Consider the following 18984-nt stretch of genomic DNA (forward strand, 5'->3'; position numbering starts at 1 on the left):
AGGCATCGCATGTGCTTCGATAATTTCTACATCTTTCATATCACATAATCGTCTAAGTATTTTCCCTATGTCTTTTCGAAGTTGTCCATACACAACTTTTCTCCTATACTTAGGAGTAAATATTATATGATACTTACAATTCCATCTTGTATGTGATAAACTTTGGTCGTCTTTAGACATTCAATATGCCCCTTTCTTTTCTAAATAGCGGTTGGTAGCCATTATTTAGTATACAGAAAGGGGCATATTATCGCTAAAGCTACTTCATCCACACGCATAGCGTGTGGTTTATTTGTTTCGCACGTCTACGTGCTCAACCGACTGAAGTCACTAATAAAATATATAAAGCCCGTCAAACATTGTCTTGACGGGCTTTATATAAATCAATTTTTATTTCTTACTGTCACTTTTTGCAGCTCTAGTCTTATTCTTATAACCTAATTTCTTACTTGCTTTAATTTGCTTATTGTCTTTTTCTTCACGTTTTCTTTTCTCTTCCTCTAATTCTTTACGCTTTTGCTCATTAACATCTGCCCTTGTTGTACGTCCGCGTTCTTTTCTTTCACGCTCGGAGTCTTCGATATATTTAGGTAGTCTGATTAATTGATATGCGTTTGTAAGTATTACGGTAAATACTGAACGATAAATCCAATCTGTATTTTCTACTGATATAAATGGAATTAAAGTTAAAGACGTCATAAAGATCATAAAGAATAATGATGGAATAAATACATTTGTCTCTGAAATCTTATTCTTATAGTAAGCAAAGAATATTCCAGCAATGACGATAATAATCGGAATCCATACATATGACCAGGTTGACTCGTGACCTGCACCTACTTGTCTAAATCTTAAGTAGAACAAGTCAAAGATTGCATACAGTATCAGTAAAAGTTGAACATATGGCCACAAGCGTCTAAAGATACCTAGACCTAATGGATTAATGAATAGATATATGTAGAAGACTACTTGACTGACTGTGGCAATTAGGAGCCCGTAACCAATTAGGAATAGAAGTCCAACGAAAAAGTCACCGAACTCACCTTGAAATAGGAAGGTTGTCACAGCATCATATTCAGTCACCAAACTAATTAGGGTAGTAATTACTGCCCCAATTAGTAAAGTGACAAAGTAGAACTTAACTAAATATTTGGAAGTCATTCTGCTGATCCTCCAATTACTTTGTCGGCCATTGCACTATAAACTCTACTGATCTCATCATCAATATAAACAGAAGGTGCAAAATCATCCTCATTCCAATTTGGTTGTCCGAGTGGCAACTGTCCTAATAGAGGTGTGTTCAGTTCATCGGCAAGTTTTTGACCACCACCTGAACCAAAAATATATTCCTTATTACCCGTTTCTTTAATTTGGAAGTAACTCATATTTTCAATGACACCAATTATTTCATGATCTGTATGCTGCGCCATGGCACCAGCTCGCGCTGCAACGAAGGCTGCAGTCGGGTGAGGTGTTGTCACAATAATTTCTTTAGAGTGCGGTAACATCTGGTGAATATCTAAAGCGACATCCCCTGTTCCCGGTGGTAAGTCTAATAGTAGGTAATCAAGATCACCCCATCTGACTTCTTCAAAGAAACTTGTTAACATTTGTCCGAGCATTGGGCCACGCCAGATTACTGGTGTGTTTTCTTCAACGAAGAACGCCATAGATATGACTTCAACACCAAAACGTTTCACTGGTATAATCGTTTCACCATCTAAAGCAGGGCGCTCAGTAATACCCATCATATCCGGGACACTAAAGCCGTAAATATCTGCGTCAATGAGACCAACTTTCTTACCTTTTTCAGCTAAGGCAACAGCTAAGTTCACAGCAACCGTAGATTTACCTACGCCGCCCTTACCTGATGCAATTGAGATAAACTCTGTCTTCCCAAGTGTAAAGCCAAGTTCCATTGCTGCGCCGCGAGTTGATCGGAATTTTTCAATTGTTTCATCTGGTAACTCTTGAAAACGTAGTCCGACACTATCTGCACCCGCTTCTTTTAACAGGTTAACAATCTTCATCTGTAAGTCTAATTGCTCTTGGCCACCTTCACGACCGATTGCGACCTTTAGACTGACATGATTTTTTTCTTCTTTTATACTGACCTCGAGCAGCCCTTCTGTGTCACTGATCGGGACATTTAAAATCGGATCATTTAATGCTCCGATAATCTCTCTAACCTTACTTTCAGTTATCATGTAAACGCTCCTAACTTCAACTTGATTCCAATACTTCTAATAATAACATAAGATCGTTACCCCTAATATCACTCAATCTTGAACTTATCGTTACAGCTCAAAGACGACCTCACCATCAATAATTGTCTGTAAGACTTGTACATCTAAAAGTTCATCTGGCTCTATTGTCATCACATCTCTATCCAATACAATGAAGTCCGCAAGAAAGCCCGGTTTAATCTGACCTTGAATATCTTCTCTATAAACAATTTTTGCTGCTTCTGTTGTGTACATTCTAAAGGCATCATAACGGTCAACAATCTCATTCGGATTGTATACTACACCATCTTTTTCACGAGTGATTAAGGCATGAATTCCTAAAAATGGATTTACCTTTTCAATTGGAGCGTCTGATGACCCACCGAGAACGAGTCCTTTATCGAGGAGGGTTTTAAATGGATACAAGTACTTCGCACGACTACTACCAATATAGTCCTCTACCCAAGGCATATCTGAGGTTAAGAATGTCGGTTGAATATCACAGATGACTGGTAGGTTCGCCATACGTTCTATAAGGTCTGGACGTAGGAGACTCACATGAATCAATCTATCGTGCTTACCTTTGGCTACTGGGTATTTTTCTATAGTATCTAGCACCATTTCAATCGCACGGTCACCAATCATGTGAACTGCAATCGCATCTTTATTTTTTCTTGCTGTCTGGACCATTTCTTCTAATTTTTCTCTTGTGTGAATTTGCAGGCCTTGGTCATCGGAATTAACATACGGTTCACTTACTAAGGCAGTTTTTGCACCGAATGCACCATCTGCAAAGATTTTCATGGCATCACGTTCGACGTAGTTCTTCTTATAGGCCTTATTTGCTTTCACGACATCTTCATAAACTTGTTCATGTGTTAGTAAATTCGCACGGAATTTAAGTTCTTTTTCACCAAGTGTTTGAAGGTAAGCGTCAAGCGGCACATTGAAGTCACCATAATAAGCAAGGTCTTCGGTATGAGCGCCAACAATACCTAGGGAATGCATATATTTAACGGCACGAGTAATATCTTCACTAATCGACTCAACTGTATCATCTACCGTTGCTGCTCTCATTTCTTCAAAGGCTTTGTCATAGACCCATCCAGTTAGTTCACCATTTTCGTCTTTTTCAAAGTACCCACCTTCTGGGTTTTTTGTATCTCTTGTAATGCCTAAAGCTTCAAATGCTTTGGAGTTCACTACACCTGCATGAGAACAAATGCGCGTAATTAAGGTTGGTTTTTCAGTTAACTGATCAAGTTCTTCAATATGAATCTTGTATTGATTATCAAAATTATTTTCATCATAACCAAGAATATTATTCCACTTATGATTAGAATCAAAATCCGCAACTTGTTGCTTCATTTCATCTATGTCAGTCACATCATCTAATGCAAGTAATGCTAATTTTTTACCAATCATAATCAGGTGCTGGTGTACATCCGTTAAGGCAGGCATCATCGTCTGGCCTTGTAAATCAATATGTTGATTTGCTAAACCTTTCAATTCTTCAAACGTACCTACAGCTTTCACTGTTGTATCTTCTACTAAGACGGCTTCAACAACTTCGTTTTCACCAGTCATCGTATAAATTTTCCCATTAAAATATAAGTCTGCCATAATTATCATCCTCAGAAAAAAATACTTTCATATATGATTATATATGAAAGTATTCTTAGTTTCATTTATCGTTCACTTAGTTTCTTGCTACGGTCTCTTGCTGAGCCCAAGGTTTTAAAAATCATTTCTTGGAGTTTGAACTCCATTAAAGTATCTAAGCCGGCTTCAGTAGTTCCAGCTTTAGAAGTAATATCTTTTCTTAAACGCTCAAACGATTCATCTCTGTTCAATAACGTTTTACCTGTCCCGATAACAAGTTCACGTGTTAACTCATGCGCATCCTCTTCTGAAAAGCCGAGTTCTACTAAACTATTCGCATATTGTTCGTATATATAGTAGAGAAAAGCAGGACCTGAACCAGTTGCTGCTGTGATGTTATCCATACCATCTTCTTCAACCACTACATTTTTCCCGAAACTTGCCATAAGTTTAATCAGTTCTTCACGTTCTAAAAAGTTATCAGAAAAGGCAATACCATTAACTGAGTGTTGAACCATCGCATTGGTGTTTGGCATAATTCTTGCAACTGGATTACCCGTTGCAAATTCTTCTTGCACAGTTTCAATTCTAATTCCAGCCATGACAGACACTAATTTCGTCTTTTCTGTTAAATGCGGACGAATTCTATCTGCAACATCTGAGAAATTTTGAGGCTTCGATGCCAGCACAATATAATCAGCATCTTCACACAGTTCCTTATCGTCATAAGAGACATTTAAACCTAATGATTCTTTAAAGGCCATAGCAGTAATTCGATTAGATTTACTTGTGATATAAATATCTTTTGCACTGACAATTCCTTTATGAATCATTCCTGTAAAGATTGCGCTGGCCATATTACCAGCCCCGTAAAATACAATTTTCATAAGACCACCCTCGGTTCTTTATTGGTACGTATTTTACCATAGTATCCTCTCATATATAGAACACAATTGCAAAATAGTGACATATTGCAGCAGCAATAATGAAGAAATGCCAAATCATATGGAAGTAGTTACGCGTTTTTTGTGCGTAAAACCATGCACCAACCGTGTAAAATACACCACCTAGTATAATCAGACTCATGAACTGCCATGACGTATCCGTAATAATAGTTGGTATGAATAGAACTGCTGACCAACCCATTACCAGATAAAATGCCAAGCTCACCTTTTCATTAACGACTGGTGCCAATACCTTATATAAGATACCAAGAATTGTCGCCAACCATTGAATGATTAAAATAACGAGTCCAAAAGTTCCGCCTACTACTGATAAAGCAATCGGGGTATACGTTCCAGCGATAGCAACATAGATAAAACTATGGTCTAGTAAACGCATAACGTACTTGTGATTGGTATTATGCGCCATTGAATGGTAGAGGGTAGACGTCAGAAACATGAGCAACATACTAATGACAAAGATCGAACCCCCAACTGCGTGACTAATCCCACCAAGGACGTACATATAAATCGCAGTAAATGGTAAGAGGAAAATGAAAATCAGTGCTGCCACACCATGACTGACTGCATTGCCAACTTCTTCTCCAAAAGATAAGGGTACAACATTTTTTAAAGTACGTTCGATTCTAGAAGTTACATTCTCTTGGTTGTGTTTTTCTCCCATTTGTTCTGACTCCCCATACATTAAATCAACCCTTCTTCAGAAAGATCGTTAAAGGCAGTCTCAATACTATCCTTGCCCACTTTATTTTTTAGTGGGGAGAACTCACCTTTTCGGTCTACTTGAAGGGTGTTGTGTTTGCCAGCATATCTAAAAGCATCAAAGTAGAATTTTTCAAATTTCAATACTTCTTCCTTAGTCACCTCGAGATGCTGTCCTAGATGCACTAGTTTTTTTAATGCAAGGTGATATGGCATTGCACCGTCTGCAGCTTCATTTAAGAAATTCATGCTATAGACATGAATCCCTATATTCCCATTAGTGAACTGATCTTCGCTACCTTCTGGAAGTTCAGTATATTCAACAACACCTTTATAACCGTCTAAGACAGCCAATCTACCGACAGACTCTCCTTCTTTTGGAGTAATGGATTTAGATGTGACATCATTTTGATCCTGTAAATGTAGACCAATTAAAGCAGGGTCTAATACTTTTACAACAACATTATCAACGTTGTTCATGAACACATTTTTGACGCCTCTATCTACCATATCATCTAGCATGCCACTACTTTTAAGTGAACTGAAGATCCCACCATTACCATTAGGTGTAAGCATGATGTCTTTTTCTTCTGTTAATAACAATTCTCCATCTTTAGATAAAGGTGGGAAATGCTCTTGTTTGAAGAAGTGAATGTTATCTTTTGGCACTTCAAAATACAAGTGGTCTTCAAAGAATTGTAATGTTTCTTCATGATTGATATCACTCGTCATGATATACCAGTGCACAGGTAGACTACCATCTGCTTTTTTATATTTAAGAATTTCTCTTGCTTGTAATTCGAATAAAGAAACACCTTCAAAAGAGAAAGTCCCCTTTGGACCTGAGTGCTCTAAGCGAGTACCTTGTCCACCCGCAAGTAGAACAACTGCGACCTCACCGTTTTCAATCGCTGTTGTTGCAAGTCCAGAAACTGCATCTACATCAAGGTCCTGCTTTAACACGTGAGGGACTTCTTCAACTTTTGTTAAGTCCATTTCATTACTCTTTAAGTACACATCTTCATAGACATGTTTAATTAAATTTAAATCCAAAGTTTCAAATTGCGCTTTAACTTTTTCTTTATAGCTATCTTCTAATAAATTATATTGTGGGATTAATTCTTCAATCATAAGTCCACTCCTTTTATGCAGTAATAATACGTTTAATTAATTTAGTGTGTACTTCATCTTTACCGTAATGATAACTGTCTTGAACACGTTTCACAACATCATCAACACTATCCGTATTTGCTTCTAAAACAGCAAGAACATCGCCCTTATTGACCTTGTCGCCTACTTTTTTCTTATGTATAATGCCGACAGCTAAGTCGATCTCGTCATCTTTAGTCTGACGCCCTGCACCTAGGATAGATGCTGCCACACCAACGTTCTCTGCATCAATTGACTCAATAAAGCCTGACTCAGTTGCTACAACGTCAATATGATATTTCGCTTGAGCGAGGTTTTCTGGATGATCAACTAAGGAATCATCTCCACCTTGGTTTTTAACAAAGGCTTTAAATTTCTCGAGCGCCTTACCATTCTTAATGACTTCTTCTAGCATTGTTCTCGCTTCTTCAATCGTCTCAGCCTTACCGCCAACAACGACCATTTGACTTGCTAGAGTTAATGAGAGTTCTGTTAAATCTTCTGGCCCTTCACCTTTTAGAGTGTCAATTGCTTCACGCACTTCATTTGCATTGCCGACTGCATAACCAAGTGGTTCTTCCATACTTGAAATAATAGCCATCGTACGACGACCAACATTATTACCAATTTGGACCATCGCTTCAGCTAAGGCAACTGCATCCTCCTCGGTCTTCATGAAGGCACCATCGCCCACCTTAACATCTAAAACAATCGCATCTGCACCCGCAGCAATTTTCTTACTCATAATCGAACTTGCAATCAGTGGGATTGAGTTCACAGTTGCAGTCACGTCACGTAGAGCATAGATTTTTTTGTCCGCAGGGGTTAAGTTTCCAGACTGTCCAATTACAGCGAGCTTGTCCTTGTTAACCAGATTTACGAAGTCATCCTGCGATAATTCTACATGGAAGCCATCTAGGGCTTCTAACTTATCAATTGTTCCACCTGTGTGCCCCAGGCCACGACCACTCATTTTTGCCACTGGTACATCTAAAGCTGCTACTAGTGGTGCCAATACAAGTGTAGTTGTATCTCCAACACCGCCAGTAGAGTGTTTATCCACTTTGATACCTTCGATATCTGCTAAATTGATTTGATCTCCAGATTCAACCATTGCCATCGTTAAATCAGCAGATTCTTCAGGTGTCATATCATTATAAAAGATTGCCATTAAAAGTGCTGAAGCCTGGTAATCAGGCACCTCACCTTTCGTATATCCATTGACGAAGAAGTCAATCTCCTCTTTTGTTAAAGTGTTGCCGTCACGCTTTTTAGCGATAATGTCTACCATTCTCATGTTTAAGTACTCCTTTTACTTGGATGTTTTAGTCCATTCCTTCTTATTTCTATACTTTTTAGTATGGGCATAAATATTTTCTGCCGCATAGTCTTCATTAGTATAAACCGTAATATCAAAATATGTCCCGTGTTCACTAAAAGTTTCATTTAAATACGTATCTTTTAAGTGATCAAATAAGTTTTTCATTGCTGTATGATCTAAGCTCGGATATTCACGAAGTATCTTTTTTTGAAGTGCACCGTTGTGATCCATCACTTCTTGTACAACAATCACAAATGATTCATTATCCTTTAGTACATCATCAAAGATATTAGTCTGACCATGCTCTGCCATGATTCCGCCCTCCTTTGTATACAAGCATATGGATATCATGTTCTTAATATCTTTATTATACTTAAAAATAAGTTCATTTCATAATGAGAACTAAAAAATAGGAGGGAAAATTATGCAGGACTTGAATGGTAAAAATGCATTGATTACAGGTGGTTCAAAAGGAATAGGCTTAAAAACTGCTGAAGCGCTTGCCAGAGAAGGCATCAACATCGCAATTACAGCACGTAATGAAGAAACTCTAAAGGAAGCCCTTGCTATTTTAAATGAATATAAAGTGTCAACAATCGCAATCCGTGGTGATGTATCTGTAAAAGAAGAAGTAGATGAAATCGTATCGTCAGTAGTTGAAGAATTCGGTACTATCGATATCCTTATCAATAATGCAGGTATCATGGGCAGTGGTAGTTTCTTTGACGACAACGAAGAAATGTTCAGACAGATGCTAGACGTCAACGTGTTCGGTATGTACTACACGATGAAAGCTGTCCTACCACACATGCAAAAAGAACAACGCGGGGATGTTATCAATATCGCTTCAGTGTCCGGTCTAAGAGCATCAGAATCCAGTGCCCTTTACTCCGCTTCAAAACACGCAGTTATCGGTTTGACCGAAGGCGTTATGCGAGAGGTGAGAAAAGACAATATCCGAATGTCTTACCTTACACCATCTGCTGTATTAACAAGAGAACCTAACCTAGACCCAGAAACAATGACACATCCAGAAGACATTGCTGATATCATTGTGAACCAACTGAAAATTAACCCTAGAACCTTTGTTAAAAATAGTGAGATGTGGGCAACCAATCCACAGCCACTAGAATAGAGTTGAATTGTAAGAGCTGATGCTGAATCAGCTCTTTTTTTGTGGTGTTGTTGTATATTGTGGCTGTTTCGCGAAGTCGTTTATTTTTCGAAGCTCAATCACACTTAAAAATGCTCAATTATATATTCAATTAACATAACAATCAGATTACCAAAAATGGCAGCCAGTATTATCCCTATCACTAAACCCCAAATAAATAGTTTACGCTTCTCTCTTTTTGTTTTTTTACTTTCCTTCTCCTTGACCATTGAAAATCCCCTCTCATAAATTCCAACATAAAATTAAACCATTTAATATTACTTATCCTTTCGTAAACTCCCTGAAACAAACTTCCCTCAGCCTAACTCCCTTCTTTTCGGTTTGACTAATTAAAAAAGTTAGGATAACCTAATAATTAAATTTACATAACCCAACAAAAGGAGCGTTTATACAGATGAAAAAAATAATAACGATGATTATGGCTTTAACTTTAACGATTATCTTAGCCGCTTGTAGTACTGAAGCAAGTTCTGAAACTGACAACGATAAACAAAACCTTGTCGTCACGACGACCTTTATCAATGATATGGTCTCTGTTTTAGATGAAGGTATAGACGGCTACAATGTTGAAATGATTATTCCTGCTGGAGAGGACCCACACGTTTATGAACCTAAGGCAAGTGATCTTAGCGTGTTAGGTGATGCGGATACCGTGCTTTACCACGGTTTAAATTTTGAAGGTCGAATGGCAGATGTGCTTGAGGAAGGTGTATCGATTACTGATGATTTCAATACGGATCATTTAACGACAATGGAAGATGATGAGGGAGGCTCTGAAACTGACCCTCACTTCTGGTTTGATATCGAACTTTACAAACAAGCTGTTACAAAAGTGAAGGATACTTTAATCGAGAACAATCCTGAAGCAGAGGATGCTTATGAACAAAATTACGATAACTATATTAAAGAGCTTGATGAACTTAAAACTTACGTATCAGATAGAGTTGAAGAAATTCCTAAGGAATCCCGTATTCTTGTGACGCCTCACGATGCTTTCCAATACCTAGAGAAAACTCAAGATATAGATGTTCACGCACCTCAAGGTTTCTCTACTGACAGTGAAGTTTCAAATAACCAAATTGAAGAAACTGCAAATTTAATAGCTGACAACAATATTAAAGCAATCTTTGTAGAAACAACGACAAATCCAGACAGAATGACACGCCTTCAGGAAATTGTCGAATCTAAAGGTGGTTCAGTAGAAGTGGTTAACAGCGATGATGAGAAATTACTATCTGACTCTTTAGCCGTAGAAGGTGAGGCTGGTGATACCTTTATCGGTATGTACCGTCATAATATTGATACGATCGTCGACAATCTTAAATAAAGGAGGATAACTATGTCACATTCAATAATTAACGTAAATGATTTAACTGTAGCCTATAATAATAAGGCTGCAGTTCGTCATTTAAATATAGATGTTAAAGCAGGGAGTTTAACTGCGGTTGTCGGTCCAAATGGTGCGGGTAAATCAACTTTAATGAAGGCAATCATGAAGTTAATTAAACCCACATCCGGGCAGACATCAGTCATGGATGACACTAGTAAAAAAGCACTTAAAAATATTGCCTATGTACCTCAAAAAGGCGACGTCAACTGGGATTTCCCTGCTACTGTCTTAGACGTCGTCATAATGGGACGCTATGTTCATAAAGGTTGGTTTAAAAGACCAAATAATGAGGATACAAGAATCGCTCTAGAAGCACTGAAAACAATGAAGATGACAGAATATAAAGACCGTCAAATCTCTGAGTTATCAGGCGGTCAACGTCAGCGCGTCTTTTTAGCGCGTGCTATTGCACATGATGCGAGTATTTACCTTATGGATGAGCCGCTTCAAGGCATCGACATTACAACCGAAAAGTTAATTATCGACACCATGAAAAATTTACAAAAACAAGGTAAGACTTTTCTAGTTGTCCATCATAATTTAAATACTGTGCCTGAATATTTTGATCATGTCATCATCTTAAACAAAACAGTCATTGCAAGCGGTCCGGTAAAAGAAGTCTGGTCAGAAGATAATATTAATGCCGCTTATTATGAAATGATGTGATAAGTAATGGATATTTTAACGTCTTATTCATTTATAATTGTCGCTTTCGGCACGGTCATTTTAGCAATCGCTTCAGGCGTAGTGGGTACTGTCAGCGTCTTAAAGGGACAAAGTTTAATTGGTGATGCAATCGGTCATGCAACTTTTCCAGGTGTTGTCATTGCCTTTATGATTTTTGGCATGATGGAAACGTCAGTCCTCGTGATTGGTGCAGTCATATTTGGAGTGCTTGCCTTTTGGTTTATAAACAAAATCACCTCAGAGTCAAAGATTTCCTTAGACAGTGCCCTTGCCTTAATTTTATCTAGCTTTTTCGGTTTGGGTATGGTCTTAAAAAGCTATGTACAAGGCAATTCCAATTTTTCAGGTACCCAAGGTATAGATGACTTTATATTTGGTCAGGCTGCCTACATGTTGAGATCTGATGTCTATATCATCATTGCAGCTGCCCTAATTAGTCTGCTGATATTTACTATTTTCTATCATCAATTAAGAATCTACATTTTTGATGAAGCATACAGCCGTACAATCGGTATTAATAAAAACTTGATGAACACACTGGTCTTACTCATGACAATTGCCTTAATTTCAGTTGGGCTGAAAGCAGTTGGTGCCATTCTAATCGTAAATATTTTAATCGTACCTGCTGTTATAGGCAGTTTATGGTCGAACCGTTTCCTTAATGTGCTCGTTATTGCCGGTATTTCAGGTGGCGTTTCAGCCTTTATAGGCACCTTTGTTTCAACCGCATTCACAGGTATACCAACGGGTCCAGCGATTATTCTATCACTCAGTATTCTTTTAATACTGTCCCTAGTCGTTGCCCCAAAAGGTCTCGGTTCTAAAATTATTCAAAGTAAAAAGCGAGGTGCCAATATATGATAGAAGTATTTGCAGTCCTACTCATCACGGCACTTGCAACGAGTTTACTTGGTGTATTTTTAGTCTTAAAAGGACAGGCGATGACAACCGATGCTATCAGTCATACGATTTTACTTGGTATCGTACTCGCTTTTTTCATCACCAATGATTTACGATCACCCCTACTCATCATCGGAGCAACAATTATCGGCTTATTAACCGTCTATCTAATAGAGCTAATTTCTAACTCTAAGTTAGTCAAAGCCGATGCTTCAATCGGCATTGTCTTTACAGCTTTATTTGCAATTGCCGTCATTTTAGTGTCGAGATATGCAGATGACGTGCACTTAGATATCGACGTCGTCCTTATGGGGCAAGTCTTATTCGCCCCCTTAAATCGCATCGATATTTTAGGTTTCAGCCTACCCTATGCACTTGTTCATTTATCGATTATTTTACTAATTAATATCATCTTCGTTCTCTTGTGTTACAAAGAATTAAAAGTCACAAGTTTTGATCCAATATTCGCTGCTGTTTCTGGCTTTTCGGCAACATTGATCTACTACATTCTGATGTCACTAGTTTCTATTACAGCAGTAACGGCTTTTGATACTGTTGGTTCAATACTCGTCATTAGTTTCTTTACGGCCCCGGCCATGACTGCTTATTTAGTTTCCAAAAGACTATCTAGAATGATTTGGCTCACACTGATTATTGCGGCATTCAACAGTATAGCCGGCGGCATATTTGGGTATTTCACGGACACTTCTATATCAGGTAGTGTTGCAACGGTTTCATTCATCACATTTATACTAGTGTTTATGATTCAAAAATTCACTTTAAGCCATAGAAAACCAGTAAATTAAATTTGCCTGTTTCATAAAGTTTCTTCATAATTAGACATGAAACTTGTGAATGGAGGGTAACGATGAGCCCAACTAAAGAAGATTATTTAAAAGTGTTATTTGAACTTGGTGCTTGGAAAATACAAGTACCTAATAAAGAGATTGCAGAACGGTTAGGCATTTCACCACCGACTGTCACTGAAATGATGAACAGCCTCGTAAAAGCAGGCTGGGTCACATACATTCCATATAAGGGCAGCATGTTGACCGATGAAGGTGCGAAATATGCAAAGAAGCTCATTCGTAAGCACCGTCTTTGGGAAGTGTTTCTCGTGAAAAATCTTAACTTTGAAAAGGACGAAGTTCATGATGAAGCAGAGCTACTAGAGCATTCAACGAGTGATCTCTTAGCAGACCGCTTAGAAGCGTACTTAGATTATCCAAGTCATTGTCCCCATGGCGGTGCAATCCCCTTAGATTTAATGGAGAAACAAGAGAAAGTGTCGATTCGTCTGTCTGATGTTGAACTTAATCAACCAGTCAACATCGCACGAATGCTTAATGAGGAAAAACTCGTTCATTACTTCCAACGTGCCAATCTAAATGTAGGCGATCAGATTAAAATTTATGAGGTGGATAAAACACTCGATCTCCTATTCATTCACAACATAAGTCGTGATGAAAACGTTGAACTCAGTCAAACCATTGCACAATATCTCTTTGTTGTTATTGAGGAACAATAAAAATGACCGGTGCGTTAGAATTCTAACGCACCGGTCTTCTATATCATTTCATTAGAGCATGTACCCTAATAAACATTACTCACCTAAATAAGATTTAAGCATCCAGTTGTTCTTCTCAACATCTTGAGCAATTGCGATGAACATATCTGCTGTACGATCGTCACCAGCATCTTCTGCTGTTTTAACTGATTGATTTAATTCTGCAGATAATACTTCGAAGTCTTCAGTTAACTGTTTAACCATTTGTTTAGCATCAAGACCATATTCGCCTTCTTCAATGCTAGACTCTTCAAGTGATTCTGTAAGTTTAGCAATTGGCTCTCCACCTAGAGTAAGAATTCTCTCTGCTAAATCGTCTACATATACTGCTGTTGCATCGTATAACTCTTCAAATTTAGCGTGTAGTGAGAAGAAATTAGGTCCTTTAACATACCAGTGGTAGTTGTGTAATTTAGTCCATAATACTGTGTTGTTCGCTAATTGCTTGTTTAATACTTCGATTACTGCTGTTTTTTCTGTAACTTGTGCCATTATAAAATCACCTTTCCCTTATATAATAGTATGAGTTTGCGCAACTATTTATTTAGAATCATTATTATTTATAAACTTATTATAGCAACAATAGAATAATTAATCAAGCTCTATTTAGAATTATTATAAATAAGACTTTAGAAGACTATTCTATCTCGCTAACAATAATCAATACCCCTACTAAATTAATATAAACATTAAAAAAATGACTGATTTATATTAAACCAGCCATCTTCAAACCTTCTACTAAGCCGTTGTCGTCTACGTGACGGGTTTGATATCGACTTACTCTTTTTGCCTCATCAACAGCATTTCCCATAGCAACACTATTTTTAACTAAGCTAAGCATCTCTACATCATTCGGTCCATCTCCAAATGCATATACCTGTTCTAAGTCGACACCCATTTTCTCTATCAACATTTCTATTCCTTTAGCTTTAGAACCGCCTTTAGGTATGACATCTGTAGCAAATTCATGCCATCTTAAGAAGTAAACATCATCATAATTGTTTTCATACGCTTCTTCTTCGCCATCGGTACAAAACAACAGCGCTTGATGAATATCATTATTATGGTAGTATGCCTGATCTTCTGTCACCTCGAAGTTTAACTTCAATGATCCGATGCCACTTTGAACATGTTTATGTTCTCTCGTGCTCACTCGTAGATCGTTCTCATCACAATATGCAATTGGATGATCATTTTTATAAGCTTGTTTAGTCAGTGCATCAAGTGTTTCATTCGAAATTGGATTTTCATAGATAACCTGACCTTCGTAGACAATATATTGACCATTGTAACTAATGTATGTTTCGATACCTAACATTTCTCTTAACTCTTTAAACATAAACGGACCACGACCTGTCGCAATTGCAACAATATGACCTTGTTCTCTGAGTTGTATTACAGCATTTCTAGCATCTTCAGGCACTTCTTTAGAAGTGTTATATAAAGTTCCGTCGATATCAAAGAATATCAATTTCTTATCTGTCATAAGGCACCTCTTTTGATTTAAATAATATACATATTCGATAAAATAATCACTGCAGCAATCAGTACAAGCCAAATTGCAATCATAAACAGATTCGCCTTATCGTAAAAAGCAGTATACAAGAGAAAATCCGTCATGATATTTAAAAGTAATTGTAAGATGATTACTAAAACTAAAGCACTAAGGCCTAAAGTGATATTTCCCGAGAAATATAAGATGATTGAAGTGATATAAACTAGGGTCATTACAATGAAGAATATTCTTTCTTTTTTCACTAGATTTAACCGCATTATCTTCGCAATCGTTTCTTTTTCATCATTAAAGTATCGTCTTTCATCGAATGAAAAATGAATTCTATCTTGGTCAAAAAATGACGTTGTCGCAAATTTAATTAATAGTCCTGCAACTAAAACAAATAAAAGTATATGCATAATTTCTCCTACTGACTTACAGCTTGTTTAGCGAGTTGGTCTGCAAGATCGTTAAATTCCACACCTGTATGTGCTGCCACCTTATAGAAATGAATATTAATCTTCTTACTATATTCGTGCATCGTTTTAACATAATTTTGAGTGACAGAATTCCTCGCTCTCCACTCTTCATTATACCATTTTTCTAATCCTGCATAATCGTAGTGCACATATATATCACTATAGTCATGTTGAATCGCCCACTCTACTGCATAGAGAATACCTGCTATTTCTGCTGTTACGTTCCAAAGATTGACTTCAGGGTCGACCTCAGTCGGTTCACTCGCTTGGTGAATCACACGATCGTCCACTATAAACACCGCACCAAAGCCTGCCTTTTCACTTCTTTTGTCATAACTACCATCCACATAAGTCACAAGGGCACCTTTAGGAATATCTACTATTTCATTTTTTAAATTATCTATAAAATTCTCAGCTTCTTGTCTTGTTTTAAATGATTTGAATTCTGCCCCACTATAACCTTTAACTGCTTTTTGACAGTCCGGCCAATTAGTGAAGATGCCTGTTTGATGTCCTTTACGCACTGCATAATATTTCGCCATAACGATACTCCTTTAAATATATAAAACCACTCATGATTGTACCATGAGTGGCAGTTTCCTTATAATAATTCGTCAGCAAGTGCAATGACGTAACGTAATTTTTCCCACTGTTCTTCCTCAGTTAATACATTTCCGTGGTGTGTTGAAGAGAATCCACATTGTGGACTCAAACGAATTTGTTCTTTAGGCACATAATTGGTCGCTTCTTCAATACGCGCTTTGATCACTTCTTTATCTTCTAAATCACCACTTTTTGAAGTCAGTAAACCGAGCACAACAGCCGGGCCACCATCAGGAATTTCTTTTAGAGGCTCAAAATCGCCTGAACGATCATCGTCATACTCTAAAAAGAAACCATCAACATTTTCTTTAGCAAATAAGACAGGTGCAATCTTGGCGTATGATCCTTCAAATGCCCAAGTTGAACGGTAGTTTCCTCGACATAAGTGAGTAGTAATTACCATATCTTCTGGTTTCACTTCTAGGGCGCCATTTACAACTCTTAGAGCAAGATCTATAAGTTGTTCGCGGTTATAACCACTCTCTTGATACGGTTCTTCTTCAGTATTTAGTCTTGCAATATAAACATCATCTAACTGTAAGTATCGACAACCGACATCATAGAAGGCCAAGATGGCATCCTGGTAAGCTGCAATAATGTCATCTGCATATTCTTCAATATCCGGATAGATTTCCTTATTACGTACACCATAGTTGAAAAATTGGTTAGGTGAAGGAATAGTTTGTTTTGGAACAGCTCTGTCTCCAACGATTTCCTTAAACAGGATAAACTCTTTCACGTGTGGATGGTTTTTATCGAAAGAAATCTTACCGATGTTGCGGATATTATAGGCTTCTGTCTTCATGCCATTGAATGAGTAACCTTCTTCAGGGATATAGCCTTCAAAGCCACCAACATGTTCCATAAAGTCAGTGTGCCAAAAACGTCGGCGGAACTCGCCATCCGTAACAGCCTTGAGTCCGACTTCAATTTGCTTATCCACAACTTTTTCAATTTCTTCTGTTTCTATTTTAAATAATTCGTCCTTACTGATATTACCTGCTTCAAAGTCTTTTCTTGCTTGATGTATTCTGACAGGACGTAATAAACTTCCGACGTGATCTGCTTTAAATGGTGCTGACATGTAATAACCTCTTTCAATATTGTTTTTAAATAAATAAATTCCCCTTCTATCTTGTTTAAGATTTAAAAGAGGAGTGCTTTACATGTCCATCTTCTCATCTTTAAGTTACAAGAACTTCAAGGAATTAGCACAGTACCCCTAAGGGTCCGCTGCTGAGGTATCGACGGGCCTTTTCCCTCCACCTCTCTGGATAAGAATTTTATTTATTTAATTGAATATTATATTAGCACTAGACATAATATTCTGTCAAATAACTTATAAATCACTAAGTGAAAACACTTTCTTTATATATAATATAGACTTTGTTTTTAATGTGTAATAGTATATCTCTTATGCTTTTAGTAAGGAGGTTAATATGAAGAATCAAGCTTCAAGACAACTTGTCATTACAATTTTTATGATCGGTGCCTTTGCAGTCGGCATGACAGAGTATGTCGTTACCGGTTTATTAACACAATTTGCTGCAGATTTAAACGTTGAAGTTTCTACAACCGGTTTACTTCTAAGTGTTTATGCACTCAGTGTTGCTGTGTTTGGTCCGGTGATTCGATTATTAACGTTGAGATTGTCTCCGAAATTACTCTTAATAATTTTAATTTCTATATTTATAGTTTCTAATATTGTTGCCGCGACCGCACCAAATTTTGAAGTACTACTATTATCGCGTTTGTTATCCGCTTCTATGCATGCGCCATTCTTCGGTGTCATGATGAGTTTAGCGATGGTAATTTCTCCACCAAATAAGAAAACCGGCGCGGTTGCCCTAGTGAATGGTGGACTCGTCATCGCAGTGATGCTCGGTGTACCATTTGGTTCATACATTGGTGCCTTGTTAGACTGGAGAATCGTCTTTTGGATCATCGTTACCCTCGGCATAATCAACTTACTTGGTCTAATATTATTTACACCAAACTATAAGACAGGTGAAGCACCGAAAATCTCTAGTGAATTGTCAGCATTAAAAGATAAGAATGTCATCATGTTAATGGTTACGATTATTTTTGGATACTCAGGTGTATTTACTGCTTATACGTTTTTAGAACCTATGTTAAGAGACATTGCTGGTATGGGAGACTTTGGGGTCACTTTTAGTATGCTAATGTTTGGTACTTTTGCAGTCATTGGTAACTTTTCGTCTGGGCGAATCCAACCCGGAAAACTAACTGGCGCAGTTACTTTGGTTATTCTGTTCTTAGCCATCGTCTTATTCGGTTTAACCTTTATGTTAGAAGTTCCATATCTTTCCTACCTTGCCGCTGGACTATTTGGCTTAGGCACATTCGGAATTTCTCCAATGTTGAATTCTAAGATTATTTTTGCAGCCGTTACCGCACCCGCTTTAGCCGGAACTTTGGCCGCTTCAGTTTTCAACCTTTCAAACTCAATCGGTGCATCACTCGGTTCACTTTTATTGACTAACGGATTTTCATACCGTGAGATTACCTTCATTGCCGGTGGTATGTTAGTATTTGGCGCTTTATGCATGGTCGCCACTCACTTCATAGAAGATAAAAGCCGCTTTGAAAATTAATGTTTTATAATATCTCTATAGCTATCGGCTCTCTGTCGTGGTCACAGCGGGCCGTTATTTACTTTTCGGCTCTCTGTGATCACTACAGCGGGCCACCCGCTATCATCAACATC

Annotated in this window: 22 protein-coding genes and 1 riboswitch; of the genes, 7 read left to right on the top strand and 15 right to left on the bottom strand. The window is 37.6% G+C overall.

Translation table 11 applies throughout. The features are described from left to right. The 9 genes from tnpA to H624_RS0100045 form a co-directional block, all read right to left on the bottom strand. The coding region (gene tnpA / locus H624_RS0100005) for an IS200/IS605 family transposase (protein ID WP_026865728.1) at nucleotides 1-180 on the bottom strand (180 nt) is incomplete at its 3' end. A gap of 210 nt (nucleotides 181-390) precedes the next feature. Further along, nucleotides 391-1161, bottom strand: a complete 771-nt coding sequence (locus H624_RS0100010) for a KinB-signaling pathway activation protein (RefSeq protein WP_026865729.1) — start codon at nucleotides 1159-1161, stop codon at nucleotides 391-393. Further along, the gene (locus H624_RS0100015; RefSeq protein ID WP_026865730.1) at nucleotides 1158-2207 is read right to left on the bottom strand and encodes an Mrp/NBP35 family ATP-binding protein; all 1050 of its coding nucleotides are present in this window, start codon (nucleotides 2205-2207) and stop codon (nucleotides 1158-1160) included. The genes H624_RS0100010 and H624_RS0100015 overlap by 4 nt, the downstream gene beginning before the upstream one ends. Nucleotides 2208-2297: 90 nt before the next feature. After that, nucleotides 2298-3848: an amidohydrolase gene (locus H624_RS0100020; RefSeq protein ID WP_026865731.1), complete on the bottom strand. Its 1551-nt coding sequence runs from the start codon at nucleotides 3846-3848 to the stop codon at nucleotides 2298-2300. A 65-nt stretch (nucleotides 3849-3913) separates the two neighbouring features. Then, the gene (proC, locus tag H624_RS0100025; RefSeq protein WP_026865732.1) at nucleotides 3914-4714 is read right to left on the bottom strand and encodes a pyrroline-5-carboxylate reductase; all 801 of its coding nucleotides are present in this window, start codon (nucleotides 4712-4714) and stop codon (nucleotides 3914-3916) included. Nucleotides 4715-4763: 49 nt separating this feature from the next. Continuing rightward, nucleotides 4764-5453, bottom strand: coding sequence for a PAQR family membrane homeostasis protein TrhA (gene trhA / locus H624_RS0100030; protein ID WP_026865733.1), 690 nt, complete (start codon nucleotides 5451-5453; stop codon nucleotides 4764-4766). A gap of 20 nt (nucleotides 5454-5473) precedes the next feature. Then, nucleotides 5474-6622 (bottom strand): UTP--glucose-1-phosphate uridylyltransferase, encoded by a 1149-nt coding sequence (locus tag H624_RS0100035; RefSeq protein ID WP_026865734.1) that lies wholly within the window; start codon nucleotides 6620-6622, stop codon nucleotides 5474-5476. A gap of 13 nt (nucleotides 6623-6635) precedes the next feature. Beyond that, nucleotides 6636-7937, bottom strand: coding sequence for a pyrimidine-nucleoside phosphorylase (locus H624_RS0100040; RefSeq protein WP_026865735.1), 1302 nt, complete (start codon nucleotides 7935-7937; stop codon nucleotides 6636-6638). Between the two features lie 15 nt (nucleotides 7938-7952). Then, the gene (locus H624_RS0100045) at nucleotides 7953-8273 is read right to left on the bottom strand and encodes a hypothetical protein (RefSeq protein ID WP_026865736.1); all 321 of its coding nucleotides are present in this window, start codon (nucleotides 8271-8273) and stop codon (nucleotides 7953-7955) included. Nucleotides 8274-8385: 112 nt separating this feature from the next. Here H624_RS0100045 and H624_RS0100050 point away from each other — a divergent pair, with 112 nt between their 5' ends. Continuing rightward, complete coding sequence (locus tag H624_RS0100050; protein WP_026865737.1) at nucleotides 8386-9096, top strand: SDR family NAD(P)-dependent oxidoreductase; 711 nt, start codon at nucleotides 8386-8388, stop codon at nucleotides 9094-9096. Nucleotides 9097-9200: 104 nt separating this feature from the next. Here H624_RS0100050 and H624_RS12485 read toward each other — a convergent pair whose 3' ends face one another. Next, a complete protein-coding gene (locus tag H624_RS12485; protein ID WP_156889117.1) occupies nucleotides 9201-9344 on the bottom strand; it encodes a hypothetical protein in 144 nt (47 codons plus the stop codon). 185 nt (nucleotides 9345-9529) lie between these two features. Between H624_RS12485 and H624_RS0100060 the strand changes: the two genes are divergently transcribed. The 5 genes from H624_RS0100060 (at nucleotide 9530) to H624_RS0100080 (ending at nucleotide 13640) form a co-directional block, all read left to right on the top strand. Continuing rightward, entirely contained in the window at nucleotides 9530-10462 is a 933-nt protein-coding gene (locus H624_RS0100060) for a metal ABC transporter solute-binding protein, Zn/Mn family (protein WP_026865738.1), read from the top strand. Between the two features lie 12 nt (nucleotides 10463-10474). Beyond that, the gene (locus H624_RS0100065) at nucleotides 10475-11191 is read left to right on the top strand and encodes a metal ABC transporter ATP-binding protein (RefSeq protein WP_026865739.1); all 717 of its coding nucleotides are present in this window, start codon (nucleotides 10475-10477) and stop codon (nucleotides 11189-11191) included. Between the two features lie 6 nt (nucleotides 11192-11197). Then, complete coding sequence (locus H624_RS0100070) at nucleotides 11198-12073, top strand: metal ABC transporter permease (RefSeq protein WP_026865740.1); 876 nt, start codon at nucleotides 11198-11200, stop codon at nucleotides 12071-12073. Continuing rightward, a complete protein-coding gene (locus H624_RS11365; RefSeq protein ID WP_051220425.1) occupies nucleotides 12070-12918 on the top strand; it encodes a metal ABC transporter permease in 849 nt (282 codons plus the stop codon). The genes H624_RS0100070 and H624_RS11365 overlap by 4 nt, the downstream gene beginning before the upstream one ends. Before the next feature lie 62 nt (nucleotides 12919-12980). Beyond that, a complete protein-coding gene (locus H624_RS0100080) occupies nucleotides 12981-13640 on the top strand; it encodes a metal-dependent transcriptional regulator (RefSeq protein ID WP_026865741.1) in 660 nt (219 codons plus the stop codon). A 75-nt stretch (nucleotides 13641-13715) separates the two neighbouring features. Here the strand turns inward: H624_RS0100080 and H624_RS0100085 are convergent, their stop codons facing one another. The 5 genes from H624_RS0100085 to H624_RS0100105 form a co-directional block, all read right to left on the bottom strand. Continuing rightward, complete coding sequence (locus H624_RS0100085) at nucleotides 13716-14171, bottom strand: Dps family protein (RefSeq protein ID WP_026865742.1); 456 nt, start codon at nucleotides 14169-14171, stop codon at nucleotides 13716-13718. A 214-nt stretch (nucleotides 14172-14385) separates the two neighbouring features. Next, nucleotides 14386-15165: a Cof-type HAD-IIB family hydrolase gene (locus H624_RS0100090; RefSeq protein WP_026865743.1), complete on the bottom strand. Its 780-nt coding sequence runs from the start codon at nucleotides 15163-15165 to the stop codon at nucleotides 14386-14388. A gap of 17 nt (nucleotides 15166-15182) precedes the next feature. Continuing rightward, the gene (locus H624_RS0100095; protein ID WP_026865744.1) at nucleotides 15183-15593 is read right to left on the bottom strand and encodes a hypothetical protein; all 411 of its coding nucleotides are present in this window, start codon (nucleotides 15591-15593) and stop codon (nucleotides 15183-15185) included. Nucleotides 15594-15601: 8 nt separating this feature from the next. Beyond that, on the bottom strand, nucleotides 15602-16195 hold the full coding sequence (locus H624_RS12810) for a ribonuclease H1 domain-containing protein (RefSeq protein ID WP_026865745.1): 594 nt from the start codon (nucleotides 16193-16195) through the stop codon (nucleotides 15602-15604). 59 nt (nucleotides 16196-16254) lie between these two features. Beyond that, nucleotides 16255-17340, bottom strand: a complete 1086-nt coding sequence (locus tag H624_RS0100105) for a 5-methyltetrahydropteroyltriglutamate--homocysteine S-methyltransferase (RefSeq protein WP_035855202.1) — start codon at nucleotides 17338-17340, stop codon at nucleotides 16255-16257. Nucleotides 17341-17431: 91 nt separating this feature from the next. Next, nucleotides 17432-17537: riboswitch (SAM riboswitch) on the bottom strand. A gap of 158 nt (nucleotides 17538-17695) precedes the next feature. Between H624_RS0100105 and H624_RS0100110 the strand changes: the two genes are divergently transcribed. Next, the gene (locus H624_RS0100110) at nucleotides 17696-18871 is read left to right on the top strand and encodes an MFS transporter (protein WP_026865747.1); all 1176 of its coding nucleotides are present in this window, start codon (nucleotides 17696-17698) and stop codon (nucleotides 18869-18871) included. The last annotated feature ends 113 nt before the right edge of the window (nucleotides 18872-18984 follow it).

The sequence above is a fragment of the Jeotgalicoccus marinus DSM 19772 genome (assembly GCF_000425825.1).
Taxonomy (GTDB): Bacteria; Bacillota; Bacilli; order Staphylococcales; family Salinicoccaceae; genus Jeotgalicoccus; species Jeotgalicoccus marinus.

Excerpts from the sequence above, each read along its gene's own strand:
- H624_RS0100010 (WP_026865729.1), bottom strand. The coding sequence starts at position 1,161 with ATGACTTCCAAATATTTAGTTAAGTTCTACTTTGTCACTTTACTAATT.
- H624_RS0100015 (WP_026865730.1), bottom strand. The coding sequence starts at position 2,207 with ATGATAACTGAAAGTAAGGTTAGAGAGATTATCGGAGCATTAAATGAT.
- H624_RS0100020 (WP_026865731.1), bottom strand. The coding sequence starts at position 3,848 with ATGGCAGACTTATATTTTAATGGGAAAATTTATACGATGACTGGTGAA.
- proC (WP_026865732.1), bottom strand. The coding sequence starts at position 4,714 with ATGAAAATTGTATTTTACGGGGCTGGTAATATGGCCAGCGCAATCTTT.
- trhA (WP_026865733.1), bottom strand. The coding sequence starts at position 5,453 with ATGGGAGAAAAACACAACCAAGAGAATGTAACTTCTAGAATCGAACGT.
- H624_RS0100035 (WP_026865734.1), bottom strand. The coding sequence starts at position 6,622 with ATGATTGAAGAATTAATCCCACAATATAATTTATTAGAAGATAGCTAT.
- H624_RS0100040 (WP_026865735.1), bottom strand. The coding sequence starts at position 7,937 with ATGAGAATGGTAGACATTATCGCTAAAAAGCGTGACGGCAACACTTTA.
- H624_RS0100045 (WP_026865736.1), bottom strand. The coding sequence starts at position 8,273 with ATGGCAGAGCATGGTCAGACTAATATCTTTGATGATGTACTAAAGGAT.
- H624_RS0100050 (WP_026865737.1), top strand. The coding sequence starts at position 8,386 with ATGCAGGACTTGAATGGTAAAAATGCATTGATTACAGGTGGTTCAAAA.
- H624_RS12485 (WP_156889117.1), bottom strand. The coding sequence starts at position 9,344 with ATGGTCAAGGAGAAGGAAAGTAAAAAAACAAAAAGAGAGAAGCGTAAA.
- H624_RS0100060 (WP_026865738.1), top strand. The coding sequence starts at position 9,530 with ATGAAAAAAATAATAACGATGATTATGGCTTTAACTTTAACGATTATC.
- H624_RS0100065 (WP_026865739.1), top strand. The coding sequence starts at position 10,475 with ATGTCACATTCAATAATTAACGTAAATGATTTAACTGTAGCCTATAAT.
- H624_RS0100070 (WP_026865740.1), top strand. The coding sequence starts at position 11,198 with ATGGATATTTTAACGTCTTATTCATTTATAATTGTCGCTTTCGGCACG.
- H624_RS11365 (WP_051220425.1), top strand. The coding sequence starts at position 12,070 with ATGATAGAAGTATTTGCAGTCCTACTCATCACGGCACTTGCAACGAGT.
- H624_RS0100080 (WP_026865741.1), top strand. The coding sequence starts at position 12,981 with ATGAGCCCAACTAAAGAAGATTATTTAAAAGTGTTATTTGAACTTGGT.
- H624_RS0100085 (WP_026865742.1), bottom strand. The coding sequence starts at position 14,171 with ATGGCACAAGTTACAGAAAAAACAGCAGTAATCGAAGTATTAAACAAG.
- H624_RS0100090 (WP_026865743.1), bottom strand. The coding sequence starts at position 15,165 with ATGACAGATAAGAAATTGATATTCTTTGATATCGACGGAACTTTATAT.
- H624_RS0100095 (WP_026865744.1), bottom strand. The coding sequence starts at position 15,593 with ATGCATATACTTTTATTTGTTTTAGTTGCAGGACTATTAATTAAATTT.
- H624_RS12810 (WP_026865745.1), bottom strand. The coding sequence starts at position 16,195 with ATGGCGAAATATTATGCAGTGCGTAAAGGACATCAAACAGGCATCTTC.
- H624_RS0100105 (WP_035855202.1), bottom strand. The coding sequence starts at position 17,340 with ATGTCAGCACCATTTAAAGCAGATCACGTCGGAAGTTTATTACGTCCT.
- H624_RS0100110 (WP_026865747.1), top strand. The coding sequence starts at position 17,696 with ATGAAGAATCAAGCTTCAAGACAACTTGTCATTACAATTTTTATGATC.